Source organism: Streptomyces sp. NPDC001920, from assembly GCF_053594495.1.
Genome location: NZ_JBSFEP010000007.1, coordinates 170,543 through 195,603 on the forward strand (window position 1 = coordinate 170,543; position 25,061 = coordinate 195,603).

Genomic DNA, 25,061 nt, shown 5'->3' on the forward strand with positions numbered 1-25,061 from the left:
ACGGGTGATGGCGGGATGCCGCAGCCGCCCCAGCATACGTGCGGAGCGGATCAGTCACGTTCCGTGTGCCGCTTCCGCGCGGTCACGGGCACCGGCTGGAGCTTGCGGCCGGGAACGGTGGCGGCCCGGCCGCCGCGGGGCGGCATCACGCGGAGCCGGTCGGCCCCGCGTGATGACCGGCCCGCCACAGCGCCGGGGGTCAGCGCGCGATGTCGGCGTAGCCCTCGACCTCGCGCGGGTCGCGCGGGCCGGGACCGATGTAGCGCGCGGACGGGCGGACGAGGCGGCCGGTGCGCTTCTGCTCCAGGACGTGGGCCGACCAGCCCGCCGTACGGGCACAGGTGAACATGGACGTGAACATGTGCGCCGGGACCTCGGCGAAGTCCAGGACGATGGCCGCCCAGAACTCCACGTTCGTGGCCAGGACCCGGTCGGGGCGGCGGGCGTGCAGCTCCGCCAGGGCGGCCTTCTCCAGGGCCTCGGCGACCTCGAAGCGCGGGGCGCCGAGCTCGCGGGCGGTGCGCCGCAGGACGCGGGCGCGCGGGTCCTCGGCGCGGTAGACGCGGTGTCCGAAGCCCATCAGGCGCTCGCCCTTGTCGAGGGTCCGCTTCACGTACGCCTCGGCGTCGCCGGTGCGTTCGATCTCCTCGATCATGTGCAGGACGCGGGACGGGGCGCCGCCGTGCAGCGGGCCGGACATGGCCCCCACGGCGCCGGAGAGGGCGGCGGCCACGTCGGCGCCGGTGGAGGCTATGACGCGGGCGGTGAAGGTGGAGGCGTTCATGCCGTGCTCGGCGGCGGACGTCCAGTAGGCGTCGACCGCGGCCACGTGCTTGGGGTCGGGCTCGCCGCGCCAGCGGATCATGAACCGCTCGACGACGGACTGGGCCTTGTCGATCTCGCGCTGCGGAACCATGGGCAGACCCTGGCCGCGCGCGGACTGGGCGACGTAGGACAGGGCCATCACCGCGGCGCGGGCGAGGTCCTCGCGGGCCTGCTCCTCGTCGATGTCCAGGAGCGGTTTCAGACCCCACACCGGTGCCAGCATGGCGAGGGCGGACTGCACGTCCACGCGGATGTCACCGGAGTGCACGGGGATCGGGAACGGCTCGGCGGGCGGCAGACCGGGACGGAAGGCCCCGTCGACGAGCAGCCCCCAGACGTTGCCGAACGAGACGTGACCGACCAGGTCCTCGATGTCGACGCCTCGGTACCGGAGCGCGCCGCCCTCCTTGTCCGGTTCGGCGATCTCCGTCTCGAACGCGACGACTCCTTCGAGTCCGGGTACGAAGTCGGACATCAGGCGGCTCCTCGTGAGGTGGGCGACAGATGGTCGTGGGGTGTGACGACCACATGTCGGTCGGCGGAGATGGCACGTGCCCCTGGTGGATCCACGGTCACGGACTCGGCGTCCGGGCTGGTCGGACACCGGGCCTCGACGGACTCGCGGTCCGGGGCGTATCCCTGTGATGCCCCGTGCGGCTGGCGGTCATCCAACCGCACCGGCACCAGCACGATAACCCCGAGTGTCATATTTGGGGAGACCTTGCGGCACTCAGTGCCAGCCAGTGACGAAGGACACCGCTCCGTGCGACGCCGGCCGCATACGGCAAGATGACCGGGTGACCGACCGAGACGCCGTCCCCCTCGACCCCGCCGCGATGCGCAAGCAGTACCGGGCCGAGGGCCTCGCCGAGAACGACCTCGCCGCCACCCCGGTGCAGCAGTTCGCGCGCTGGTTCAAGCAGGCCGCCTCGGAGGCGCACCTCTTCGAGCCGAACGCGATGATCGTCTCCACTGCCGACGCCGAGGGGCGTCCGAGCTCGCGCACGGTGCTGCTGAAGCAGTTCGACGAGCAGGGCTTCGTCTTCTACACCAACTACGACTCCCGCAAGGCCCGCGACCTCGCCGAGAACCCGTACGTCTCCCTGCTCTTCCCCTGGCACCCCATGGCCCGCCAGGTCATCGTCACGGGCGTGGCGCGGCGGACCGGCCGTGACGAGACGGCCGCCTACTTCCGCACCCGCCCGCACGGCTCCCAGCTCGGCGCCTGGGCCAGTCCGCAGTCCACCGTCATCCCGTCCCGGGCCGAACTGGACGCCTCCTACGCGGAGTTGGCCGCCCGCTATCCCGAGGGCGAGCAGGTGCCGGTGCCGCCGCACTGGGGCGGTTTCCGGGTGGCACCCCAGGAGGTGGAGTTCTGGCAGGGCCGCGAGAACCGGCTGCACGACCGGCTTCGGTACGTGGCGGAGCAGGACGGGAGCTGGCGGGTGGAGCGGCTCAGCCCCTGAGGCGCTCGGTCCTGGGGCGCTCAGCCCCTGGGGCGCTCGGTCCCTGAGGGGGCGTGCACGCAGACGACCCGCGAGCTCGGGTCCCTCCGTCGGTGACGGGGGAGCCGGCCGGACGTGCCGGCGAACTCGCGGGTCGGGTGACTGCTTGGGATTGGGCCGGCTGCACGTATCTGTCACGTGCTGGTCCGGCACCGCACTGGGTGGGGTGACGGGCCGCTAGCCCGCAGCCACCTCACGCGTCCGGTTTTCATACATCTGCCGAACCACCTCCCTTCTCGTGTGCTCCACACACTAGGAAGCGGTCGGCCCCCGATCAACCACTTTTTTTCCCCGCACCTGTCCGCGCAGGTCACCCGGCGTCCCGGGGAGGGCGGCGCGAGGTGTACACCCGCGCGGGACGTGGTACGTGGCGGGCGGTACAACGATTCCTTCAATCTTGGGGAACTTGGTGTGCGCTGCGTCACGTTCCAGTTAGATGATTGCTGGTGGGCGAACGGACGCGTCGTACGTGCGGACGCAGCTGGCAGGGGGTCCAGGTGAGTGCTTCCCGGCGTAGTGGGACCACCGACGAGCTGGGACCGGACGAACCCGAACGGGACGGTCCGGACGGTTCGGCGGCTGATACGGAGGGTTCGGCAGGCGGTTCGGATCTGCTGGCCGCGCTGCTGGACGGCATGGACGCGGCCTTGTGCGCCTTCGACGCGGACGGCGTCGTCACGCACTGGAACCGCGAGGCGGAGCGGATCCTCGGCTGGAGCGCGGCCGAGGCCGTGGGCCGGCACGGGTTCGCCGGGTGGGCGGTGCGCGAGGCCGACGCCGAGGAGGTCGAGGCCCGGCTGATGTCCGCCATGCAGGCCCCCGGGCGGCAGGTGCACGAGTTCGCCCTGCTGACCAAGGACGGCGGGCGGGTGCTCGTACGGACGCAGTCGGCGGCGGTACGGGGGCCGGAGGGCAAGCCCGCCGGGGTGTACTGCGCCTTCAGCGAGGTGCACGCGCAGATCGACCTGGAGCGGTCCATCGCGCTGAGCGAGGCGTTGTTCGAGGACGCGTCGTGGGCCGTGGTGCTCGTCGACGCTGACCTGCGGCCCGCCGTGGTGAACGCCCATGCGGCCCGGGCCCTGGGCATCGGGCGTACCTCCGTGCTCGGGCGGCCCCTCGGGGATCTGCTCGCCCAGGGGGTCGAGGAGCTGGAGAGCGCGCTCACGCACGTCCTCGCCGAGGGCGCCCCGCCCGCGCCCGCCGAGATCTGGGTCAGCGTGCGGACGCCGGAGGGCGAGCGGCGCCGGTGCTGGCGCTGCGGATTCGTACGGCTGGCCTCGCCGCTCGCGGAGGAGCCGGTACCGCTGGGGGTCGGCTGGCTCTTCCAGGACGTGACGGCGGCCAAGCAGGGCGAGCAGGAGGCGGCGCTGCTGCGGTTCCGGTCCAATCAGCTGCACCGGGCCGCGCGGGCCGCCGCCGAGTGCGAGGACCCCACGGAGGCGGCGACCGTCCATCTCGACTTCGCGCTGGCCGGGTTCGCCGATCACGCCCTCATCGACCGGGTCGTGGGGGGTGCCGTGACGGACCCGGACGCCGGCTCGGGTCCGGTACGGCTGGTGCGTGTCGCCGGGACGCCCTCCGGGGCACCCGGGCCGAGCCTCCCCGGCGGGGAGTCCGGGCTCCCGGTGCGGTACGCCGAGGGGCACCCGGCGCTGCAGTGCGTGACCCGGAGCGGGTCGGTACGGGCCGACGCGGGGGACGTTCCCGCGGAGCTGGCCCGCGAGTGGGCGGTGAGCCGGCAGTGGCCCGCGGACACGGTCCACGCGCTGTGCGCGGTGCTGCGCAGCCGGGGCCGGACGCTGGGGGTCGTCACGTTTCTGCGGGGGGCCGGACGGAGCGCGTTCGAGCGGGCCGACGCGGTGTACGCGGAGGACGTGGCGGTACGGATCGCCTCAGCACTGGATCTGGCGGGGACGCTGGGCGCGCAGTAGCGCATCGGGCAGCCGCGCCGTCGCCCCGCCGCCCGTGGTCACTGCCGGTAGTAGATGCGGTCGCCGTACTGCTCGAACACCCGGCGGTTCCAGTCGTGGCCGCCGTCGACGTTGCCCGAGCGCAGCAGCGGTGGCTCGATGCCGCGCCCGGCGAGGGAGCTCGCCGCCGTGGCCATCACCGCCTGGAGCAGGGCCGTGGTGACGACCGTGGACGCCGGGGCGAAGGGGGCGGGGATCGTGTCGAGGGTGAGTTCCGCGTCGCCGATCGCGATCTTCGAGTCGAGGACGACGTCGCAGTGGTCCTTGAGGTAGGTGCCCGAGACATGGCGGGAGGACGTCTCGGCGGCGTACGCCACCGAGGTCACGCCGATGACCCTGACGCCGAGGGCACGGGCGCGCATGGCCATCTCCACGGGGAGGGCGTTGCGGCCCGACAGGGAGATGACCACGAGGGCGTCGCCGTCCCGCAGGGGTGAGGTGTCCAGCACCGCGCTCGCGAGGCCGTCCACGCGTTCGAGGGCGGAGCCGAGGGTGGCGGGCATGACGTCGACGCCCACGACACCGGGGACGGCGAGCAGGTTCATCAGGGCGAGGCCGCCGGCCCGGTAGACGATGTCCTGGGCGGCGAGGGAGGAGTGACCGGCGCCGAAGGCGAAGAGCCGGCCTCCGGCGGCCACGGTGTCGGCGAGCAGGGTGCCGGCCGCCTCGATGTTCTCGGCCTCGTCGGCTCGGACCCGCTGGAGGAGGTCGATCGCGGCGTCGAAGAACTGGTCGGCCGGCGTGCTGTCGCTCATGCGGTGTCCTCCGGGGTGGCGGCGGTCGGTGGAGGTGCGTCGTGGATCACCGTGCGGTCTGGACCAGTGCGGTGTCAATACGGCCGGTACCGCGCCCCGGCGTGCCCTCCCGGACGATCCGCGGACCCCCGTACAACCCGCTGGTTGCGACGGCACGGCACGGTTGTCAGTGGTATCCGGCAGAATTGGGTCCAGGGCCAGCGCACGCGCCGTGGAGCTGTCTCGCTTCCGGCTGAGCTAATCGCAGAGCTAATCGAGGGGCACGTATGTCCGGACTGATCGACACCACGGAGATGTATCTCCGCACCATCCTCGAGCTTGAGGAGGAAGGTGTGGTCCCCATGCGCGCCCGGATCGCCGAGCGACTGGACCAGAGCGGGCCGACCGTGAGCCAGACGGTGGCGCGGATGGAGCGTGACGGGCTGGTCTCGGTGGCGTCCGACCGGCATCTGGAGCTCACCGACGAGGGACGGCGCCTGGCCACCCGCGTCATGCGCAAGCACCGCCTCGCCGAATGCCTGCTCGTCGATGTGATCGGGCTGGAGTGGGAGCAGGTCCACGCCGAGGCGTGCCGCTGGGAGCACGTGATGAGCGAGGCCGTGGAGCGGCGCGTGCTGGAGCTGCTGCGGCACCCGACCGAGTCGCCGTACGGCAACCCCATCCCCGGTCTTGAGGAGCTCGGTGAGAAGGACGGCGCCGACCCGTTCCTCGACGAGGGCATGGTCTCGCTGGCCGACCTGGACCCGGGTACCGAGGGCAAGACCGTCGTGGTGCGTCGTATCGGCGAGCCGATCCAGACCGACGCGCAACTGATGTACACGCTGCGCCGGGCGGGCGTGCAGCCGGGCTCGGTGGTGAGTGTCACCGAGTCGGCGGGCGGTGTCCTGGTGGGCAGCGGCGGCGAGGCGGCCGAGCTGGAGGCGGACGTCGCCTCCCATGTGTTCGTCGCCAAGCGCTGAGCCCACTGCCCCAACCGTGCCCCTGCTCCGCCCCCGCTGTCTCCTCGGCCGGCCCCTCTCGCTGGTAACTCCCGGTGGCGGAAAGGGAGTTGTGGCGCTGCGTCGAAGGCGTCGAATCCAAGATCCAGTGTGGTAAATCGCAGCGCTCGGACACTTCGCGTGCGAGGCTGTCGCGTGAGGCATATGACCTGAGGGCTCTTGGCGTGGTCGACGGTGATCGACCGGCCGGTGAGGGGGCGGGCGGATGTGCCGCGATCGTGGAGAGGGCCCCGGCGCCGTGTGGCGCCGGGGCCTGTCCTCCCCTGTGCTGACCCGGAGCCCCGAGCTCCCAGGGTCATTCCCCTCGGACCGTTTTCCCCGAGCGGTCCGCCTCCCGCTGAAGATCTCCCCTCGGCTGCGCCGATCAATCCTTGAGTGGGGTCACTCGAATGAGGGGTGTTGTCCGCCGAGACCCGATATTCGAATGAGAGTTCGATAGTCTGCGGGGGTGACGGGTCAGGCGGAACATGCGCTTCTGGAATGTGCGCATAAGATCACGTCGGACACACAGGACATGCACATCGCACGCGAGGGCATCCACAAGGCGAGCCGTGCAGGCGGCGCGCGGTGCCCCCGCGGGCGACGGCGGATATGGCAGGCAAGGCAGGCAGGACGCTGTCCACGGGACCGGCCGGCTCGATCCGGAGCGGTCGGTCCGAGCGGAGCTAGGGGGGTGCCAGGACGAATGGCGCGACGCATCGACGTGACGGGCACAGGCGGCGTACGTCTCGCGGCCTGGGAGTTCGGCGACCCTCCCAAGACGGACCCGGCCAAGGAGCCCCAAGGCACGCCGGGTGTCCTGTTACTGCACGGCTTGATGGGCCGCGCCTCGCACTGGACCTCCACCGCCCGCTGGCTCTCCGAGCGGCACCGTGCCGTGGCGCTCGACCAGCGGGGCCACGGCCGCAGCGACAAGCCGCCGCAGGCCGCCTTCACACGTGAGGCGTACGTCGAGGACGCCGAAGCCGCCCTGGAACAGCTCGGCCTCGCCCCGGCCGTGCTCATCGGCCACGCCATGGGCGCGCTGACCGCATGGCAGCTCGCCGCCAAGCGCCCCGACCTGGTGCGCGGCTTGATCATCTGCGACATGCGGGCCTCCGCGCTCGGTTCGGCCTCGCAGCGGGAGTGGGAGGACTGGTTCAAGGCCTGGCCGGTCCCCTTCGCCACGCTGGCCGACGTACGCAAGTGGTTCGGTGAGGACGACCCGTGGGTCGAGCGGCCGAATCCCGCGCGCGGTGAGTTCTACGCCGAGGTGATGCACGGGTGCGAGGACGGGTGGCGGCCGGTTTTCGAACCGGAGCAGATGCTCGCCTCCCGTGAGACATGGGTGTATGACGCGCACTGGGACGACCTGACGCAGGTCCAGTGCCCCGCACTCGTGGTGCGAGGACTGGACGGGGAGCTGGGGCGGGCCGAAGCCCAGGAGATGGTGCGGGTGCTGCCTCGGGGGGAGTACGCGGAGGTGGCCGACGCCGGTCATCTGGTGCACTACGACCAGCCGGAGAGGTGGCGGGCGGCGATCGAGCCGTTCCTGGACGCGGTACTGGGCGATCCCGCGCAGCTGTGAGCCGGGGCGCCGCCTGCCTGACGGCGCCGCCGGGACGCGCACCGCCTATCCCTTGCTCACCGCCGTCAGGATCTCCGGCAGCCGGGCCGCCGTCCGCGGAGCCGCCAGCCGGAGCCCCAGGACGGTGAGCGCCGCCCCGTACCCCGTTCCGCCCGGCAGCAGCAGCCATGTCCAGGCGTCCCCGCCGTCGCTGACGTGCAGCCAGATCGTCACCGCGATGACAGGGGCGCACAGCAGCGCGGCCGCGATCATGCCGCCGAAGATGGAGAGCCAGGCCAGCCCGGTCTGGCCGGGCGCGACGTTCTTGTAGCCCTCCTGCGGGATGGAGTACGGGAACCGGGCCGACGTCCAGGCGCCGGTCGCCAGCATCGCGCCGAGCAGGGCGAAGGACAGGCCCAGTGCCTCGGGGAGCGCGCCCCAGTCGTCGAGGAACGCCGTCGTCAGGACGGTGACCAGGGTGGCGTAGGGGAGGGTGAGCAGCAGCAGCGCCAGCGCCCGCCCGCGCAGCTCGACGTAGGCGTCCCGGCGGGACGAGATGGTCATCGCGACCATCCAGAACGCGGAGGTGTCCTGCCCGAACTGGTTGTACATCAGGATGCCGAGCATCCCGGCGGCGAAACAGGCGAAGTAGACCGAGCCGGTTCCCTGCAGGGCGTTGAACAGCGGCACGATCAGGCCGATCGCGAGCGAGGTCACCCAGGCCGCCTTGGTCTTCGGGTCGCGCCAGACGTAGCGCAGGCTGCGCTCCATGACGGTTCCCGTGCGGCCGGCCGGCAGGAAACGGGCCGGCCCCGTCGAGGTCCGCTCCCGTACGGCGGATTCGGTGACCACCTGGAGCGTGGAGCCGTCGGGCGAGGTCATCAGCCGGGTCAGGTGCCGCGACCACACGGCGATCAGCGCGGCCAACGCCACTGCGGTCAAGCCTAGTTGGAGGGCACCTGCGCCGTACGCGCCCTGGCTCACCGACTCCACCGCCGCGATCGCGGACGCGGGTGGCACCCAGCGCAGCACGTCCGCCGCCGGGTCGAGCTGGGCCAGCCCCGACGAACCGAGCCGCTGGGCACCGAAGTTGACGACCTGCGCCCCGATCGCGATGACCAGCCCGCTCAGCACCGCCAGGTCGCGCCCCTTCCGGCTGGTCAGTAACCGGAGGTTGGCCGCGGCGACGGCCCGCGCGAGCGCCACGCACACCAGCAGCGCCAGGGCCACACCGAGGACGGCGGTGACGTAGGCCGGACCACCGTGTGCGAGCGCGATCACCGAGCCCGCGAGCAGGCAGAGCGTGAACAGCGGGCCGATGCCCACCAGCGAGGCCACGAGCAGGGCACGCACCAGGGGCCGCGGCCGCAGCGGCAGCATCACCAGCCGCGTCGGATCGAGGGTCTCGTCCCCGCCGGGGAAGAACAGGGGCATCACGGCCCAGCCGAGTGCGAGCACCGCCACCAGCAGGACGACCAGCGAGTCGGCGTGCGCGGTGCCGCGCAGCATGATCAGCCCGAGGAGCTGGAGCGCGGCGAAGAGCAGGACGACGACGGCCGAGGCGACGTAGGCGGCCCGCCGGCCCGCGGACTGCCGCAGCCCGTTCCGGAGCAGCGACAGCTTCAGCCGTACGACGACCGCGGTGATGTCGGTGCTCATCGCGCCCCGCCGCCCAGCCAGTCGAGGTCGGTTCCGGCGACGCGTCCGTTCGCGCCGACCAGGGCGAGAAAGGCCTCCTGCAGGGTGGCCGCGTCACCACGCACCTCGGCGAGCGGCCCGTGGGCGCGGATGCGTCCGGCGGCCATCACGGCGACCCAGTCGCACAGCGACTCCACCAGTTCCATGACGTGGGAGGAGAAGACGACGGTCGCGCCCGAGGCCGTGTAGCGCTCCAGGACGCCCCGGATGGTCTGGGCGGAGACCGGGTCGACGCCCTCGAACGGCTCGTCCAGGAACAGCACTTCTGGATTGTGCAGCAGCGCGGACGCGAGCCCGATCTTCTTGCGCATACCGGTCGAGTAGTCGACGACGAGCTTGTGCTGGGCCCCCGCCAGGTCGAGCACGTCGAGCAGCTGGGTGGCCCGTTTGTCGACCTCGGCACCGGGAAGCCCGCGCAGTCGTCCCGAGTACGCGAGCAGTTCCCGCCCGGAGAGCCGCTCGAAGAGCCGAAGCCCCTCGGGCAGCACCCCGATGCGTGCCTTGACTTCGACGGGGTCCCGCCAGACGTCGTGCCCGACGACTTCGACGGTTCCCTGATCGGGCCGCAACAGCCCGGTCACCATGGAGAGAGTGGTGGTCTTCCCGGCTCCGTTGGGTCCTACGAGCCCGATGAACTTCCCGGCGGGCAGCTCCAGATCGATCCCGGCGACAGCAACCTGCTGCCCGAACCGCTTCCAGAGCCCACGCACGCTTACGGCCGACGTCATGGATGCCAACCTAGAGGGGCGGGGAACCGCCCGACCAGCCGCATGCGGCCCGCGGCCGCCGCCGATGATCAGCCGGGCGGGGAAGAGAACACGTTCGGCGAGGCGTTCCTAACGGTCCCTGCCGCAGGCGTACGCCAACGGCGAGATCAGCTCCTCCGCGTCCGGCAGCCACCGATTCGCCGGCGTCGGCCGACAGGCCCACTGCACGGCCCCCCGCGATCCGAACCGCGTGGGCGGCGCGGCCACATACGTCCCCTCGCCCAGGGTGACCAGGTCCAGCGAGGTCACCGACCAGCCGAGCTTGCGCACCAGTTCCGGCACCTTCACCGAGGCCCCCGGCAACACGAAGAAGTGCATCCGGCCGTCCGGCGTCAGCGTCACCGGCCCCAGCGTCAGCTCCATCCGCTCCATCCGGGCCAGGGCGAGGAACCCGGCCGTCTCCGGCACGGAGATCGCGTCGAAGGTCCGTCCCGTCGGCAGCAGGATCGAGGCGTTCGGCTGCTTCTGCCACATCCGCCGTGCGACCGTCGCGCTCCCCGTCGCCTGGGTCGCCCAGTCGGGGCGCGTGGGGTGCGCACCGGGCGCGGGGCACGTGATGTCGCCGCAGGAGCAGTGCTGCACCCCGTCGACGGCTTCCAGCCAGGTACCCGGGAACACGTCCCAGTGGCGCTCCTCGGCATAGCGAACGGCGGTCTCCAGCAGCGTTTCCCCGCGCTGCTTCGGAATCTGTGCGGCTTCGGTGGCCGGGATCGTCTCTTCCACGCTCAACACAACTCCCGCGCCCACCTGGAGTTACGGGCCCGTCGCGCGCGGGGGAGGAGCATGGGTTCCTCTCCTGGGGCGCATGGGTGCATGTGTGGGGGCGCGCGGGAGGATCCCCGGCCGCGGCTGGGTAACCCCATGTGGGGTCGGCTTCCGCCGTTACCCCGGCAATCCTCGCAAGCCTCGCATTTTCGGTATGCCGACGGGGCATTGATCTTCACGGCCGGTTCCTTTCGGTGCACCGCCGGTGCCCCGTTCTCGAATCCGGCACGTGGAAGAGACGACAACTCGGTGCGTGGGCAGGCACCGCAGCCACAGGGGGTACGCCATGGCCGCAAGGCCTCTCGTCGCGCGACAGCCGAACGAACGGCTGCAGGCGCTCATTCAGGAAGCGGGCTGCTCCAACGCAGGACTGGCCCGCCGGGTCAACATGTGCGGCGCGGAGCACGGCCTCGATCTGCGCTACGACAAGACCTCGGTCGCCCGTTGGCTGCGCGGACAGCAGCCGCGGGGGCGGGCGCCCGCGATCATCGCGGAGGCGCTCGGCCGCAAGCTCGGCCGTACGGTCACGATCGACGAGATCGGCATGGCCAACGGCAAGAACCTCGCGTCCGGCGTCGGTCTCCAGTTCTCGCCGACGGTACTGGGGGCCATCGAGCAGGTCTGCGAGCTGTGGCGCAGCGACGTCGGGCGCCGGGACTTCCTGTCCGGCTCGTCCGTCGCCGCGTCCGCGCTGGTGGAGCCGAGCCGCGACTGGCTGATCTCGTCGCCCGACTCGCAGGTGGCGCGCTCGGCGGGGCCGCGGGTGGGGCAGTCCGACGTGGCGGCGGTGCGGGCGATGACCCAGGCGCTCGTGGACCTGGACCACCAGTACGGCAGCGGGCATGTGCGGCCGGTCGTCGTGCACTACCTCAACAGTGTCGTCTCCGGGCTGCTGGCCGGGTCGTACCGGGAGGCGGTCGGCCGGGAACTCTTCGCCGCCGTGGCGCGGTTGACCGAACTCGCCGGGTACATGGCCGTCGACACCGGGCAGCCGGGTCTCGCGCAGCGGTACTACATCCAGGCGCTGCGGCTGGCGCAGGCGGCGGGCGACCGCGGATACGGCGGGTACGTGCTGGCCGCGTCCATGAGCCATCTCGCCGCGCAGCTCGGAAACCCGCGTGAGATCGCGCAGTTGGCAAGGGCGGCGCAGGAGGGGGCGCGGGGGCGCGTGACCCCGCGCGCGGAGTCGATGTTCCATGCGGCCGAGGCCCGCGGTCATGCCTTGATGGGCGACGTGCGGGCCACTCAGGTGGCGTCCGGGCGTGCGGTGAGTGCCCTGGAGGCGGCCGAGCCGGAGTCCGGGGACGACCCGGCGTGGATCGGGCACTTCGACGAGGCGTATCTCGCGGACGAGTTGGCGCACTGCCACCGCGATCTCGGCCAGGCCGAGGCGGCGGCGCGGTGCGCGCAGGAGTCGCTGGCCGGGCTTCCGCGGACGAAGGCACGACGCCGGGCCATCGGGTATGTGCTGCTCGCCACGGCGCAGGTGCAGCAGCGTGACATCGAACAGGCCTGCCACACCGGGTTGCAGGCCGTGGAGCTGCTGGAGACGCTGCGTTCCAATCGGGGCGCCGAGTACCTGGAGGACTTCCAGCAGCGGCTGGAGCCGTACCGGGACGAGCCGGTGGTAAGGGAGTTCGGGGCGCGCCTGGACCTCCAGGCCGCCGCGTGAAATCAGGGGGCACGGGGGCGTGAACGACAGGAAAACGAAGGCTCCGGCGTGAGGGGAGGGCGCACATAGCGAGTGGGGGACCTGGCTGTTACGCAGGTCACAGGGGCGCGGGTCAGGTCATCGGTCGCGTGGCACCCGGAACTCAGGACCCGGTAGCGTGAGCCGACGATTCCGAAGGTCCCCCATTCGTAGGAGTCCCGGTGACGCAGAGTGGACAGGGCGAGGAGCCCTCGGCGCGACCCGCGCGCGAAGGCATCGTGCTGCCCTCCGACGGTGGTGAGCCGCTGCTCCCGGGCGTGACGGGCGGGCAGCCCGGCCGGCCCGCACCGGGACAGGCCGCGCCGCCGACGGCGCCTCAGCCGGCGGCACCGCCCGGCGGCCAGGCCTGGGGCACCCCGTGGGGACCCGACCAGAACCAGAACCCGCCCGCCCCCGGCCAGGCCTGGGGGACGCCGCCCGGCCACGGCTGGGGCGGGCAGGAACAGCCTCACCAGCCGCAGTCGCAGCAGCAGGCCCCGTGGAACGCGGCGCCGGAGGCCCACACGGGCGCACCGGCGCATCCGCTGCCCTCTCAAAGCCCGTCGTACGGCGGGGGTCCGCAGGGTGCGCCGCCCAGCGCGCCTTCGTACGGCGCGGGTCCGCAGGGTGCGCCGTCGTACGGGCAGGGTGCCCCGGCCGGTTCGCCGATGCCCGCGCCGCAGCCGCCGTACGGGCAGGGCGGCCCGTCGGCGCCGTTGCCGCCCGCGGGTGGGCAGGGCTCCGGCGCTCCCGGCTACGGTGGCGCCAGCGCTCCGCTGCCGCCCGCCGCGGGAGGTTTCGACGAGGGCGCGACCCAGTACATACCGCCGGTCGGCGCCGCCCCCGCGGGTACGGACGACCAGGTCACGCGCTACATACCGCCCGTCGCCGCGTCCCCCGCGCCCGCCGCGGACGAGGGCGCCACGCAGTACCTCCCGCCGGTGGGGCCGGGGGCGCTGCCGCCCGAGGCGTCCGCGGAGAGCACGCAGGTCCTGCGGCGCGCCCGGCAAGGCGGCGGTGCCGCACCGCAGGGCGCTGCCGGGCCGATGCCGCCCGCGGGGTCCGACGCGGAGGCCACGCAGTACATCCCGCCCGTCCCCGGCGGGCCCGCGGGCGTCTCGCAGCGGCAGCCGCTCTCCGACTTCGACGGTCTCTTCCGCAGCGAGCCGGGCGGTGAGCCCCCGGCCGCGGCCACCCAGCAGCTGCCGAGCATCCAGCAGCCACCGCCGCACCGGCAGGGCCCGCCCGGCGCGGGGTACTTCCCGCCCGGCGCGCAGGGCGGGTACGGCCACGACGACGACCATGACGGCCGGGCCGGCCGCGGCGGCGGTCGCAAGGGATCCAAGGTGCCGCTCCTCGCCGGCGTCGGTGTGGGCATCGTGGCCCTCGGCATCGGCGCGGGCGCGCTGCTCGCAGGTGGGGACGGGGACGGCGGCAAGAGCGACAACCAACCCGTCTCCGCCACGGCGCCGACGACCGGCAGCGGCTCCTCCTCGCCGTCCGCCGACCCGGCCGAGGAGCAGGCGGTCGCCCTGGACAAGCTGCTGGCGGTCAGCGGCGACAGCCGTACCACGGTGATCAACGCGGTGGCCGCCGTGAAGTCCTGCCAGAACCTCCCGAAGGCCGCCAAGGACCTGCGGGACGCGGCCGGGCAGCGCAACAAGCTGGTCACCGACCTGGCCGCGCTCAAGGTCGACCAGCTCCCCGGCCACACCGAGCTGACCACCGCGCTGAACAAGGCGTGGCGGGCGTCGGCGTCCGCCGACAACCACTACGCGGCCTGGGCCGACCAGGTCGCCGGCAACAAGAAGCTGTGCCGCAGGGGCCAGGCCCGGGCCACCGACCAGACCCAGGCCGGCAACCGCGACAGCGGCACGGCCAGCCGGGAGAAGAAGACGGCCGCGCAGCTGTGGAACACGATCGCGAAGAAGTACGGCCTGACGGAGCGCCAGCCGACCCAGCTGTGAGCCCCGGCCGGGCGGTCAGCCCAGGTCGGCGTTCTGCAGGGTCTTCGTGACGTCGATGAAGTTCTTGCGGGCCGCCACCAGCCGGCCGTCCCGTACGACCTGGAGGGTCACCTCGCGGTTGACCAGACGGGGGTAGCCGACCGCGGCCAGGACGTCCTGGAACTTCCACTGCAGGGTCGGGGTGAGGCCTCCCGTGGAGACCTTCAGGCCGCCGTCCAGCGACCTTCGTACGGCGTCCGCGGTCACCTCGCCGTCGCCCAGCGACTCGACCGCCTTGCGGAACACGGTGTACGCGATCCACGTGGTCTGCACCCCGGCGTCCGCGGGGTCGATGCGGTTGTCGCCGAATGCCTCCCGGCTGATCACCTTCTTCATGGCGTCCCAGCGCGGGTCGCTCGCGACCGGGTACCAGCCGGTGATGTACGACCCCTCGTACGGGCCGGTCGCGCCGCCGTTGGCGTTGATCACGGTCTGGTCGACGCTGCCGAGGACGGTGGCGGTGCGCACGTCGGGGTGGTCCGCGCGGGCGCGCCGGAAGGAGTCCATGAAGGTGGTGGTGCGGTCGCCGAGGGCGGGCACCACGCAGCCCCGCCTGGTCGCGTCGGTGGCGGAGAAGTTCAGCGCCCGCGCCGCCTGGCTGCCGTACTCCGTGGCGTCCTCGTCGGCCAGCTGGTCGCTCGACCTGGTGTGGCCGCCCGCCCGCAGACCCGAGTCGAGCAGGGGCGGCAGCTCGTCGCCCGCGATGGTGTCGGGGCGCACCAGCATGACCGGGCCGCAGCTGCGGGCCAGTTCCCGGCCGAGGCCCGCCAGGAGGCTGGGCTGGCCGCCGTTGACGGGATAGGAGAGCGGGCTGGTGAACTCGGCGTTGGTGATGCCGTAGCCGCCTATGTAGGGGATGCCGGCGCCCTCCAGGGAGGGCAGGAAGGTGTCGGCGTACTGGCTGTAGGAGCCGACGACCGCGACGACGTTCTCCTTGACCGCGCGGTCCGCGCACTTCGCCGCGCCCAAGCTGTCGTTGTGCTCGTTGCAGGTGAGGACCCTCAGCTTGCGGCCGCCGATGCCGCCTCGGGCGTTGACCCAGCGGGCGTACGCCTGGGCGAAGGCGGGCATGCCGGGCTTGTTGGTGGCCTTGGTCTCCTGCGGGGCCCAGGTCATAACGGTGATCGGAGTGTCCCCGGCGCCCCCCGTGGCACCGGGGACGACCCCGCATCCGACCGTCAGCGACGCACAGGCCACCAGTGTCGCCGCCGAGCGGGTCACCGCTCTGCGGGTCTTGGTGATCACGGGAAGGTAGGGGCTGCGGGTGCGTCGCCTGCCGGTCATGGACACGCACGATTCCGCCACACAACGAACCCTGGCGTGACCCATGGTGAGCGGACGGTGACCGGAAGGTGAATTGCGGGGGCCGGTGACGGTCGTGTGAAGAGGATCGTACGATCGATGACTGTGCAAGGTTCGGATAGCTCTTCCCGTCGCAGCCGTCGCTCATCCACCATGGGCGGCATGCCACTCAACGACATGCCGTGGTGGCGCTGGCGCAGCAATGTGCGCTCCGCGCTGCACATGCTCTCCGACCCGATGTTCCAGCGGGACGTCTGGCTGGCCGGTGTCGACGGGTACGGCGACGTCACCGACGCCGTGTACCGCCTGGTCGAGGACACCTGGCTGGACAACTGGTCCGCCGAGAAGTACGTCGGCACGATCTTCCGGGACTCGCAGGAGGCGGCGCTCGTGGACACGGCCGTGCTGCGGGTGCTGCGGATCATGCACCAGGTCGGCCCGGACGCGCCGGTCTCGGCGTACCTGGAGCACCAGGGGTGGCCGGAGGCGGTGCGGGCGGCACGGGACGCGCATGTCCGGATGGCCATGGCCGACGGCGAGGACCCGGAGGCCCCGCCGCGCACCCTTGAGGTGCTGCGGATCATGACGCGGTCCGCGTAGCGGCTCCGGAGGTCCGGATCGCGCGGTCCGCGTGCCGGGACGCCTGCCCACCGGGGGCCTCGGATATGGGACCCTGTGCTGCATGAACGAGCAGTCCACCCGAGCCGCGGTCCCCGCCGACCAGTACGTCCTCACCCTGTCCTGCCCCGACAAGCAGGGCATCGTGCACGCCGTGTCGAGCTACCTCTTCATGACCGGCTGCAACATCGAGGACAGTCAGCAGTTCGGCGACCACGACACGGGACTGTTCTTCATGCGCGTCCACTTCTCGGCGGATGCGCCGGTGACGGTGGACAAGCTGCGGGCGAGCTTCACGGCGATCGGTGACTCCTTCCACATGGACTGGCAGATCAACCGGGCCGAGGACAAGATGCGGGTCCTGCTGATGGTCAGCAGGTTCGGGCACTGCCTGAACGACCTGCTGTTCCGCGCGCGGATCGGCGCGCTGCCGGTGGAGATCGCCGCCGTGGTGTCCAACCACACCGACTTCGCCGAGCTCGTGGGGTCGTACGACATCCCCTTCCACCACATTCCGGTGACCAAGGACAACAAGCCCGAGGCCGAGGCGCAGCTGCTGGAGATCGTGCGCGAGGAGGGCGTGGAGCTGGTCGTGCTGGCCCGCTACATGCAGGTCCTCTCGGACGACCTGTGCAAGCAGCTGAGCGGGCGGATCATCAACATCCACCACTCCTTCCTGCCGAGCTTCAAGGGCGCGAAGCCGTATCACCAGGCGCATGCGCGGGGTGTGAAGCTGATCGGGGCGACCGCGCACTATGTGACGGCCGACCTCGACGAGGGCCCGATCATCGAGCAGGAGGTCGAGCGGGTCGGGCACGGCGTCACACCGGACCAACTGGTCGCGATCGGGCGCGACGTGGAGTGCCAGGCGCTGGCGCGGGCGGTGAAGTGGCATGCCGAGCGGAGGATCCTGCTGAACGGCCGGCGGACGGTCGTCTTCGCCTGAGGCTCGGGTCCACCTGGCGTCGGGCGGCTGCGGGTACCGGGGCGCGGGAATCCCGCGACCGGCCACCACCCCCTCAGCCGCCCACGAACCCGCCGGCCCGTCTACATCCGGCTCAGGCTCGCCGCGGCGAGCAGCACATCCCGGATGGCCTCACGATCCCCCACCTGCCCGGCCGCGGCCTCCGCGGGAGACACATGGCCCGCGGCCAGGCGGCAGAACTCACCGCCGTCCAGGGCGATATGGGCCACCTCGTGCTCCGCTGAGCCGACCGCCGCCGGGGAGTCCAGGGGGATCAGCCACTCTCCGCCGCCCGAGCCCTCGATCTCCAGGCGCAGGCTGCGGCCCGGTTCGCCGGCCGGCACGAGACGGCGGTGCGGGCCGGGCGGCGGCGGTGCCGCGAGGCCCGCGCGGCGGCGGGCCGCGAGCACCGTGGGGAGCATGCGGGCCGCCAGGTCCACCAGGGAGTGCAGGTCGCGGCCGGACGGCGGCTCGTACGGGTAGTCCACCGCCTCGGCGATGTCCTCCGCGTGCACCCAGCACTCGAAGGCCCGGTCCAGCATCGCGTCCCGCAGCGGCAGTTCGAAGTCGCCGTAGGACACGGACAGTCCGCCCGCGCCGCCGCCCGTGAAGGACGCCGTGCGGACCAGGGCGTGGGACTGCTCGCGCCACGGCGCCCGGACGGCGCGGGTCGGCGGGTAGTGCGAGGCCCGCCAGTACGCCTCCGTGCGCCCGGCCGGCGTCGGCCGGTCGGCGGCCAGTTCACCCAGCGGGTCGTCCAGGCCCAGCGCGACCGCCACCAGCCCGTCGACCGTCAGCAGATGCGCGATGACGCCGGCGACGGTCGTACGACGGCTCGTCGGCTCGTCACCCCGGAACCACCGCAGCCGCACCGGCGCGTGCCACTCGGCGTCCCCGAAGTCCTGCAGCAGGGCGTCGAGGCGGGCCGTCTCGGCGTCGTACGGCGTCGCCCACTCCGGCACCGGGATGCGGGGCGGGCGCCGCTCCAGGCAGCCCTGCAGGACGCGGGTGCGCAAGGCGGGGTCCAGGTCGAGGCTCTCGGCGGGGTGCAGCAGCCCGACGGCCTCGCGCAGCCGACGCGCCTCGTCGGCGCAGAGACCGCAGGTGCCGAGGTGCTCTTCCACGGCCGCCGTCTCCTGCGGTGAGCAGGCGGCCAGCGCCCACGCGCCGAGCAGCGACTTCAGGACCCGGTGCTCCAGGACGGGCGGCGTCGGTCCGCCGACGCCGGCCGGGTCGGTCAGGGGGTGCCCGGTGTCCTCGACGGAGGCCCGCGGGAGCGGTGTGCGGGGCGGCCGCTCCGGGTCCGGCCCGGGAGCGGGGTGCCGGTCGTCGCCGTCGCCGCTGTTCGTGCCGTCCGTTCCCGCGGCGTCCGCGCAGCCCTGCTCCTCCTCGTCCTCGGCCGGGGAGGAGCAGGTCGGTGACGGGCCGGGGAAGGAGTCCTCGCGCGGCTGGGGGCCGGCCTCCTCCTCCGGGCCCTCGTGCTCGTCGTACGCCTCGAAGCGCCTCGCCTCGTTCACACCGCACCCCCGTATCCCGGCGGTACCCCGGGTGGCGCCCCGGCGTCGTGGGCCGTGGAGAGCAGTTGCAGGCCCAGGCGCAGACGCCGGCGGGCCTCGTCCTCGGTGACGCCGAGGTCGGCCGCGGTCTGGCGGTAGTCACGGCGCTGGAAGTAGGCCAGCTCCAGGGCGGCGCGCAGCGGGACGGGCATGGACTGGACGATGTAGTCGGCGCGGGCGGCCACCGAGGCGTGCCGCACCTTGCGCTCCAGTTCCTCGGGGGAGCCGTGGCCGGCCCTGGCCAGGGCGGCGGTCTCGGTGGCGCGCAGCCGCTGCACGGCGAGGCGGTGGGTCAGCGCCGCGACCCAGCTGCGCAGCGGGCCCTGCTTGGGGTCGTAGCTGTCCGGGTGCTCCCAGACATGGGCGAAGACGTCGCGGGTGAGGTGGTCGGCGGCACGCTCGTCGCCCAGCACGGTGTGGGCGAGGCCGTGGACGAGGGAGGCGAACCGGTCGTACAGCTCGCCGAGGGCGGCCGCCTCGCCGCGGGCGAGTCGCTGCTGCATCTTGCGGTCCCAGCGGGGCGGTGCGTCCTTCTTCGCCATACGGCCCCCCTCCAGAGCCTGGGAACAGGCTCTCACCGGTCCGTTCCTGTCCAGCGTGCGTCCACCGTCTTCCCGAATGTAGTCGGCACGTCCGACAGCGCACGCCCCTTTGTGGCAATGTGCGCCCCTTGAAGGCTCATCGCTGGTGACGCACCTCGCACTCGTGATAGAGGGGCCCGCGCAGGCGTGAGGCAAGACCTCGCACCTCGCCCGGTTACCCGTGCACCGTCCGATCAGACTCGATCGAACAGGATCGAATGCGATTGAAACAAGCCTCTTCTGATCGGTGACCGTTTTCTGGGTGGTGTTTCAGGGAACAGCCGCTGGGCAGCCGCGCTGCAAGGAAGCGTAGGAGTCGCTTCCGGTTCGGCGGGTCCGGCGAGCGAGGGGCGTGGTGGTGACGGTGAAAGTGACCGGCGGTGAGCGGGGCGACTGGGCCGTGCTCCAGGTGTCGGGCGAGCTGGACCTGGTGACGTCACCGGCGTTGCGTCAGCACATCCATGACGCGGTGGCCGAGGGACGGCACAGCCTCGTCCTCGACCTGTCCGAGGTCATGTTCTGCGACTCCAGCGGCGTCGGCGTGCTGATCGCCGCCCGCCGCCTCATCCGCTCCTGTCAGGGCAGCCTGCGGCTGATACTCCCGGCGCAGGGCGCGGTGGACGGGTCGCACGTCAACCGGGTGCTGGGGGCGCTGGGAGTACGCCGGCTGTTCGACGTGTACCCGGACGTCACGGCGGCGGTCGCGGACGACGCCGGGCCGCTGTCGGCCTGAACAGCCGGGACTTCCCCCGAAGTACCACATCGTTGTCGCAAAATTCCCTCGGTCTTGGCACAACCGTCGCTTTCCCGCGCCCGGACGGCTCCCGGCGTCGTACGCTCCGTGCCGGAAGCACCCCACGTGACGTAAGGCGGCCCGATAAGACATGGTCAGCAGCGAGTACGAGCGCAGGATCGCCGCCCGGTTCGCCACCTTCGACCAGGACGGCAACGGTTCCATCGACCGGGAGGACTTCAGTGCGGCGGCCAAGGCGCTGCTCGCGGAGTTCGGCATCGCCGCCCGGTCCGACAAGGGTCAGGCGCTGTACGGCGGCGCCGAGGCGTTCTGGCAGGGCATGGCCGGGATCGCGGACCGCGACGGCGATCAGCGCATCACCCGCGAGGAGTTCGTCAACAGCGCGGTCAAGCGGCTGCGTGACAACCCCGACCGGTTCGCCGAGATCGCCCGCCCCTTCCTGCACGCCGCCCTCGACCTGGCCGACTCCGATGGCGACGGGGCCGCCACCGTGACCGACACCGCGCGCGTGCTCGTCTGCCTCGGCGTGCCGCGGGAGGCCGCCGAGGCGGCCGCCGCCACGCTCGACGCGGACGGCGACGGCAGGGTGGCCGAGAGCGAGATCGTGACCGCGTTCGCCCGCTACTTCACGGTCCCCGAGTAGCGTTCCCTGAGCTGGTACTTGAGGACCTTGCGCAGGGTCTCGTTGCGCGGAAGGGCGTCCACCACCTCCAGCTGTTCCGGCAGCTTGTGCGTGGACAGCCCTTCCGCGCGCAGATACGACGTCAGCGCCTGCAGGGTCAGCTGCGGAGCGCCCGCCGGCTGCTCCACGACCGCGCAGACCCGCTCCCCGCGCTCCGCGTCCGGCAGCCCGACGACGGCGACGTCCCCCACCGCGGGATGCCGGTGCAGCAGGTCCTCGATCTCCTTGGCCGAGATGTTCTCGCCCTTGCGGATGATCACGTCCTTGAGCCGTCCGGTCAGCACCAGATGCCCATCGTCCGTGAGGTGGCCGAGGTCGCCGGTGCGCAGGAACCCCTCCTCGTCGAAGGCGGCCGCCGTCTGCGCCGGGTCCAGATAGCCCTGGCACACCGCCTCCCCGCGCAGCCGCACCTCCCCGTCCACGATCCGGATCTCCATCTTCGGCGGCGGCCGTCCCTCGGTCGTCGCCAGGTTCTCCGCCGTGTCGTCCGGGTCCCCCATCGTGATCATGGGCACCTCGGTCATGCCGTACCCGTGGGTGAGCCGCACCCCCATCTCGCGGACCACGGCATGGTAGAGCTCCGGCGGCTTGGGCGCGCCGCCGCCCGCCAGCAGCCGCAGCGACGGGACGACCTTGCCGCCCGACGGCTGCCTGCGCTGCTCGTTCAGGAACATCGAGTAGAACGCCGTCGACCCGCCGGCGATCGTCACGCCGTGCCTGCGGTACTCCACGAGCGCCTCCGGCAGCGCGAACTGCTCGAACATCACCGCCGGGAAGCCGTACAGCAGGAGCATCACCATGTAGTCCGGGCCGCCTATGTGCGCGTAGGGGAAGGCGATCGACCCGATGTCGTCGGCCGTGGGACGCAGGGCGTGCGCCAGGCAGGAGCCGCCCGCGATCAGGGACCGGTCGGTGTGCAGCACGCCCTTGGGGTCGGACGTCGTCCCCGAGGTCCAGTAGATCCAGCGGACGCAGGTGCCGTCGGCGGGTGGCGCGGGCAGGGCGGACGGGTCGCCGTCGGGCAGGGCGTCGTATGCCTCGAAGATCCCCTTGGCGCCCAGCCGCCGCGCCATCTCCACGTGGTCGAAGCCCCGCCACTCGCCGGGTACCGCGAAGAACTCCGCCTTCGACTCGCGCAGTGCGAAGCCGACTTCGCGGTCCCGGTAGAACGGGATGACCGGTGACTGCACGGCGCCCAGGCGGGCGAGTGCGAAGGAGAGCAGGGCCGTCTCGATGCGGGTGGGCAGCTGCCAGGCGACCACCGTGCCGGGGCGTACGCCCATGTCGTACAGGCCGGCCGCCACGCGCTCGGCACGCGCGCGCAGCTCGCCGAACGACAGCGAGCGGGTGTCCTGGAGGAGGACCGGGCGGTCGGGGGTGCGGTCGGCGCGGCGGACCAGAAGCTCCCAGAGGGTGCGCGAGGAACTCAGTGCGTGAGCGGTGTCGTTCATGACGGCCCCCTGGCTCAGCTGACGGTCAGTCAGATCGTGGGCAGAGCGTAGGGCTCGCCGCCTTGCCGGTCCAGGGGTACGGGACTTAGCCTTCCCGCAGGAGTCAGACCTGACGGTCCATCAGATAGGGGGGTCGTGTGGACCTCGCCTGCACCTCGGAGGAGGAGGAGTTCCGGGCCCGGCTGCGGGAGTGGCTGAGCCGGGTCCTGCCCACCCTCCCGCCGAAGCCCTCCCCGGACGACTGGCCGGGGCGCCGCGCCTACGACCTCGGCTGGCAGCGCAGGCTGTACGACGCCGGGTACGCCGACGTCCACTGGGACGCCTCCCCGACCGTGCGGCTGATCTTCCTGGAGGAGACCGAGAAGGCGGGCGCGCCCTATGTGGGGGCGGGCTTCGTCGGGCTGCTGCACGCGGGGCCGACCATCGCCGCCGAGGGCACCGCGCAGCAGCGGGCGCGCTGGCTGCCGCCGATCCTGCGCGGGGACGAGGTCTGGTGCCAGGGCTTCAGCGAACCGGACGCCGGAAGCGACCTGGCGGCGCTGCGCACACGCGCGCGCAGGGACGGCGACCACTATGTGGTCAGCGGATCCAAGATCTGGACCTCGCACGCCGAAGTGGCCGACTGGTGCGAGCTGCTGGTGCGTACCGACCCCGACGCGCCCAAGCACCGCGGGATCAGCTGGCTGGCCATGCCCATGGACGCGCCGGGCGTCACCGTACGGCCGCTGCGGACCCTCGCCGGGTCCGCCGAGTTCGCCGAGGTGTTCCTCGACGAGGTGCGGGTGCCGGTCGCCAACCGGGTCGGGGACGAGAACGACGGCTGGCGCGTGACGATGGTGACCCTGTCCTTCGAGCGTGGCACGGCCTTCGTGGGCGAGGTCGTCGCCTGCCGCCGGGTGCTGCGCGAACTCGCCGTCGAGGCGCGCAAGAGCGGGCGCTGGGACGATCCCGGGCTGCGCTTGAGGCTCGGACGGTTGAACGCCGAGTTCCGGGCGCTGTGGCGGCTGACGCAGTGGAACGTGAGCGAGGCCGAGCTGACGGGCGGAGTGCCGGGCGTCGGGGGTTCGGTTTTCAAACTGAGGTATTCGCACGCCCGCCAGGAGCTCTACGACGCCGCGGCCGACGTTCTGGGACCGGACTGCCTGGACCTCGACCGGCCGTGGACGCTCGACCGGCTGTCCTCGCTCTCGTACACCATCGCCGCCGGGACCTCGCAGATCCAGCGGAACATCGTGGCCGAGCGGATCCTCAAGCTGCCGAAAGGAAGGTGACGCATGCGTTTCCAGCCGACCGACGACCAGCGGGCTCTGCGGGACGCGGTCCGGGGGCTGCTGGCGCGGCGCTTCGGCGGGGAGGCGCTGCGGGCCGCCGTCGACGAGCCCGGCCGCCTGGACCGGGCGCTGTGGCGGGAGCTCGGCGCCGCGGGCTTCTTCGCGCTGCGGCGGCCCGAGTCCGAGGGCGGGGTGGGACTCGGGCTGCCCGAGGCCGTGTTGGTGTTCGAGGAGGCGGGGCGGACACTGCTGCCCGGCCCCCTGGTGGCCACGCACCTCGCCGCGGGCGAGGTGCCCGGGGCGGCCCGCGGGGAGGCGGTCGTGACGGCGGCCGGCGGCGGTCTGGTGGAGTGGCTCGCCGAGGCGGACGTCGTGCGCGGGGACGTGAGGGGAGCCGTACCGCTGCGGTCGGTCGACCCGCTGACCCCCCTGCATCGCGTTCCCGCGGCCTGCGGCGTGGATCCCTTGGCCGTCCTGCTCACCGCGGCCGAACAACTGGGCAGCGCCACACGCGCGTGCGAGCTGGCCGTGCAACACGCCCGGGTGCGTGAGCAGTTCGGGCGGCCGATCGGCGCCTTCCAGGCGGTGCAGCACCTGTGCGCCGAGATGCTCGTGCGGACGGAGACGGCCCGCGCGGCCGTCTACGCGGCGGCGGTCACCGCCCACCCGGCCGACATCGACACCGCCCGGCTGCTCGCCGACGAGGCCGCCGTGCGCGGCGCCCGCGACTGCCTCCAGGTCCACGGCGGCATGGGATTCACCTGGGAGTTCGAGGTCCATCTGCATCTCAAGCGGGCATGGGTGCGCACCCGTCGTGCGGGGAGTGTCACGGAGAGTGAGGAGCGGCTGGCCGCTGAACTTCTCGCCGAATCGCCCTGACGCTTCCTGGTCTGCGCTCTCGCCGGTCCCGCCGATGTGGATGTCGCGGATTGTGGCATACCGGAATTACAGAGCGTTGATATCGGGTTGTGTCCTACGCGTGACTCGTCACGGCCTGGAGTCGGCCGTCCGCTCCGGTACCTTGTGTGAGATGCGAGTGGTTCCGAGCGCGAGCCGTGCCGGTGTCGCCCTTGAGGTGGCTCCGGATCCGGCGGTGCGCGCCGTCACTCACGGGGCGAGAGGGCTTTCTGTCTCCGCCTGTTCGACTCCCCGCAGCGAGCGTCGCACAGTATGGCGCACGGGTAATCCTTCGCGCTGGAATATGCCCGAAGCGCTTGTTGGGGTGACTGTACGTCAACCATGCTGTCAGCCAAGGGATTCACTTTCCGTGACCCTGGCTTTGGCCATTGTTCTGGCCATGAAAAGAATGGCTAGGATCGTGGCCCTCGTGAGGCGCGGGGCTATGTGTCCGCCGGTT

The 25,061-nt window shown here is 72.2% G+C and carries 21 protein-coding genes; 12 read left to right on the forward strand and 9 right to left on the reverse strand.

The window, feature by feature from the left end:
• Positions 1-199: 199 nt before the first annotated feature.
• Entirely contained in the window at positions 200-1,300 is a 1,101-nt protein-coding gene (locus tag ACWCPI_RS14140; RefSeq protein WP_451038365.1) for a citrate synthase 2, read from the reverse strand.
• Between the two features lie 322 nt (positions 1,301-1,622).
• Between ACWCPI_RS14140 and pdxH the strand changes: the two genes are divergently transcribed.
• Positions 1,623-2,291, forward strand: a complete 669-nt coding sequence (gene pdxH, locus ACWCPI_RS14145) for a pyridoxamine 5'-phosphate oxidase (RefSeq protein WP_451038366.1) — start codon at positions 1,623-1,625, stop codon at positions 2,289-2,291.
• A 536-nt stretch (positions 2,292-2,827) separates the two neighbouring features.
• On the forward strand, positions 2,828-4,261 hold the full coding sequence (locus ACWCPI_RS14150; protein WP_451038367.1) for a PAS domain-containing protein: 1,434 nt from the start codon (positions 2,828-2,830) through the stop codon (positions 4,259-4,261).
• Positions 4,262-4,299: 38 nt separating this feature from the next.
• On the opposite strand, the gene ACWCPI_RS14155 is transcribed toward ACWCPI_RS14150, so the two are convergent.
• On the reverse strand, positions 4,300-5,055 hold the full coding sequence (locus tag ACWCPI_RS14155; protein WP_451038368.1) for an SIS domain-containing protein: 756 nt from the start codon (positions 5,053-5,055) through the stop codon (positions 4,300-4,302).
• Between the two features lie 266 nt (positions 5,056-5,321).
• Between ACWCPI_RS14155 and ACWCPI_RS14160 the strand changes: the two genes are divergently transcribed.
• Complete coding sequence (locus ACWCPI_RS14160; RefSeq protein WP_019753883.1) at positions 5,322-6,014, forward strand: metal-dependent transcriptional regulator; 693 nt, start codon at positions 5,322-5,324, stop codon at positions 6,012-6,014.
• A gap of 724 nt (positions 6,015-6,738) precedes the next feature.
• Complete coding sequence (locus ACWCPI_RS14165) at positions 6,739-7,620, forward strand: alpha/beta fold hydrolase (protein WP_451038369.1); 882 nt, start codon at positions 6,739-6,741, stop codon at positions 7,618-7,620.
• Between the two features lie 45 nt (positions 7,621-7,665).
• On the opposite strand, the gene ACWCPI_RS14170 is transcribed toward ACWCPI_RS14165, so the two are convergent.
• From ACWCPI_RS14170 to ACWCPI_RS14180, 3 genes are all read right to left on the reverse strand, one after another.
• Positions 7,666-9,258 carry a transporter gene (locus ACWCPI_RS14170; protein ID WP_451038370.1) on the reverse strand — a complete coding sequence of 531 codons (1,593 nt, stop codon included), beginning with the start codon at positions 9,256-9,258 and terminating at the stop codon, positions 7,666-7,668.
• On the reverse strand, positions 9,255-10,025 hold the full coding sequence (locus ACWCPI_RS14175) for an ABC transporter ATP-binding protein (RefSeq protein WP_451038371.1): 771 nt from the start codon (positions 10,023-10,025) through the stop codon (positions 9,255-9,257). The genes ACWCPI_RS14170 and ACWCPI_RS14175 overlap by 4 nt, the downstream gene beginning before the upstream one ends.
• Before the next feature lie 108 nt (positions 10,026-10,133).
• A complete protein-coding gene (locus ACWCPI_RS14180; protein WP_388807516.1) occupies positions 10,134-10,796 on the reverse strand; it encodes a bifunctional DNA primase/polymerase in 663 nt (220 codons plus the stop codon).
• Positions 10,797-11,115: 319 nt separating this feature from the next.
• Between ACWCPI_RS14180 and ACWCPI_RS14185 the strand changes: the two genes are divergently transcribed.
• Both ACWCPI_RS14185 and ACWCPI_RS14190 read left to right on the forward strand, forming a co-directional pair.
• On the forward strand, positions 11,116-12,501 hold the full coding sequence (locus ACWCPI_RS14185; protein ID WP_451038372.1) for a transcriptional regulator: 1,386 nt from the start codon (positions 11,116-11,118) through the stop codon (positions 12,499-12,501).
• Between the two features lie 200 nt (positions 12,502-12,701).
• Positions 12,702-14,486, forward strand: a complete 1,785-nt coding sequence (locus ACWCPI_RS14190) for a hypothetical protein (protein WP_451038373.1) — start codon at positions 12,702-12,704, stop codon at positions 14,484-14,486.
• A 15-nt stretch (positions 14,487-14,501) separates the two neighbouring features.
• On the opposite strand, the gene ACWCPI_RS14195 is transcribed toward ACWCPI_RS14190, so the two are convergent.
• Complete coding sequence (locus ACWCPI_RS14195; protein ID WP_451038374.1) at positions 14,502-15,809, reverse strand: ABC transporter substrate-binding protein; 1,308 nt, start codon at positions 15,807-15,809, stop codon at positions 14,502-14,504.
• A 117-nt stretch (positions 15,810-15,926) separates the two neighbouring features.
• On the opposite strand from ACWCPI_RS14195, the gene ACWCPI_RS14200 reads away from it, so the two are divergent.
• Positions 15,927-16,427, forward strand: a complete 501-nt coding sequence (locus tag ACWCPI_RS14200) for an SCO4402 family protein (RefSeq protein WP_451038375.1) — start codon at positions 15,927-15,929, stop codon at positions 16,425-16,427.
• An 82-nt stretch (positions 16,428-16,509) separates the two neighbouring features.
• Positions 16,510-17,391 (forward strand): formyltetrahydrofolate deformylase, encoded by an 882-nt coding sequence (gene purU, locus ACWCPI_RS14205; protein WP_451038376.1) that lies wholly within the window; start codon positions 16,510-16,512, stop codon positions 17,389-17,391.
• A 101-nt stretch (positions 17,392-17,492) separates the two neighbouring features.
• Here the strand turns inward: purU and ACWCPI_RS14210 are convergent, their stop codons facing one another.
• Together ACWCPI_RS14210 and ACWCPI_RS14215 are read right to left on the reverse strand one after the other, a co-directional pair.
• Positions 17,493-18,926, reverse strand: a complete 1,434-nt coding sequence (locus ACWCPI_RS14210; RefSeq protein WP_451038377.1) for an MDMPI N domain containing protein — start codon at positions 18,924-18,926, stop codon at positions 17,493-17,495.
• Entirely contained in the window at positions 18,923-19,507 is a 585-nt protein-coding gene (locus ACWCPI_RS14215; protein WP_451038378.1) for a sigma-70 family RNA polymerase sigma factor, read from the reverse strand. The genes ACWCPI_RS14210 and ACWCPI_RS14215 overlap by 4 nt, the downstream gene beginning before the upstream one ends.
• Positions 19,508-19,898: 391 nt before the next feature.
• On the opposite strand from ACWCPI_RS14215, the gene ACWCPI_RS14220 reads away from it, so the two are divergent.
• Positions 19,899-20,279, forward strand: a complete 381-nt coding sequence (locus tag ACWCPI_RS14220; RefSeq protein WP_451038379.1) for an STAS domain-containing protein — start codon at positions 19,899-19,901, stop codon at positions 20,277-20,279.
• Between the two features lie 151 nt (positions 20,280-20,430).
• Positions 20,431-20,943 (forward strand): EF-hand domain-containing protein, encoded by a 513-nt coding sequence (locus tag ACWCPI_RS14225; RefSeq protein WP_451038380.1) that lies wholly within the window; start codon positions 20,431-20,433, stop codon positions 20,941-20,943.
• Here the strand turns inward: ACWCPI_RS14225 and ACWCPI_RS14230 are convergent.
• Positions 20,922-22,433 carry a class I adenylate-forming enzyme family protein gene (locus ACWCPI_RS14230; protein WP_451038381.1) on the reverse strand — a complete coding sequence of 504 codons (1,512 nt, stop codon included), beginning with the start codon at positions 22,431-22,433 and terminating at the stop codon, positions 20,922-20,924. The genes ACWCPI_RS14225 and ACWCPI_RS14230 overlap by 22 nt on opposite strands.
• A gap of 137 nt (positions 22,434-22,570) precedes the next feature.
• Between ACWCPI_RS14230 and ACWCPI_RS14235 the strand changes: the two genes are divergently transcribed.
• Positions 22,571-23,704 carry an acyl-CoA dehydrogenase family protein gene (locus ACWCPI_RS14235; protein WP_451038382.1) on the forward strand — a complete coding sequence of 378 codons (1,134 nt, stop codon included), beginning with the start codon at positions 22,571-22,573 and terminating at the stop codon, positions 23,702-23,704.
• A gap of 3 nt (positions 23,705-23,707) precedes the next feature.
• The gene (locus ACWCPI_RS14240; RefSeq protein WP_451038383.1) at positions 23,708-24,583 is read left to right on the forward strand and encodes an acyl-CoA dehydrogenase family protein; all 876 of its coding nucleotides are present in this window, start codon (positions 23,708-23,710) and stop codon (positions 24,581-24,583) included.
• Positions 24,584-25,061 lie beyond the last annotated feature (478 nt).

What these genes read in the sequence shown, in the direction of transcription:
- ACWCPI_RS14140 (WP_451038365.1), bottom strand. Translation starts at nt 1,300, where the DNA reads ATGTCCGACTTCGTACCCGGACTCGAAGGAGTCGTCGCGTTCGAGACG.
- ACWCPI_RS14155 (WP_451038368.1), bottom strand. Translation starts at nt 5,055, where the DNA reads ATGAGCGACAGCACGCCGGCCGACCAGTTCTTCGACGCCGCGATCGAC.
- ACWCPI_RS14160 (WP_019753883.1), top strand. Translation starts at nt 5,322, where the DNA reads ATGTCCGGACTGATCGACACCACGGAGATGTATCTCCGCACCATCCTC.
- ACWCPI_RS14165 (WP_451038369.1), top strand. Translation starts at nt 6,739, where the DNA reads ATGGCGCGACGCATCGACGTGACGGGCACAGGCGGCGTACGTCTCGCG.
- ACWCPI_RS14170 (WP_451038370.1), bottom strand. Translation starts at nt 9,258, where the DNA reads ATGAGCACCGACATCACCGCGGTCGTCGTACGGCTGAAGCTGTCGCTG.
- ACWCPI_RS14175 (WP_451038371.1), bottom strand. Translation starts at nt 10,025, where the DNA reads ATGACGTCGGCCGTAAGCGTGCGTGGGCTCTGGAAGCGGTTCGGGCAG.
- ACWCPI_RS14185 (WP_451038372.1), top strand. Translation starts at nt 11,116, where the DNA reads ATGGCCGCAAGGCCTCTCGTCGCGCGACAGCCGAACGAACGGCTGCAG.
- ACWCPI_RS14195 (WP_451038374.1), bottom strand. Translation starts at nt 15,809, where the DNA reads ATGACCGGCAGGCGACGCACCCGCAGCCCCTACCTTCCCGTGATCACC.
- ACWCPI_RS14200 (WP_451038375.1), top strand. Translation starts at nt 15,927, where the DNA reads ATGACTGTGCAAGGTTCGGATAGCTCTTCCCGTCGCAGCCGTCGCTCA.
- purU (WP_451038376.1), top strand. Translation starts at nt 16,510, where the DNA reads ATGAACGAGCAGTCCACCCGAGCCGCGGTCCCCGCCGACCAGTACGTC.
- ACWCPI_RS14215 (WP_451038378.1), bottom strand. Translation starts at nt 19,507, where the DNA reads ATGGCGAAGAAGGACGCACCGCCCCGCTGGGACCGCAAGATGCAGCAG.
- ACWCPI_RS14225 (WP_451038380.1), top strand. Translation starts at nt 20,431, where the DNA reads ATGGTCAGCAGCGAGTACGAGCGCAGGATCGCCGCCCGGTTCGCCACC.
- ACWCPI_RS14230 (WP_451038381.1), bottom strand. Translation starts at nt 22,433, where the DNA reads ATGAACGACACCGCTCACGCACTGAGTTCCTCGCGCACCCTCTGGGAG.
- ACWCPI_RS14240 (WP_451038383.1), top strand. Translation starts at nt 23,708, where the DNA reads ATGCGTTTCCAGCCGACCGACGACCAGCGGGCTCTGCGGGACGCGGTC.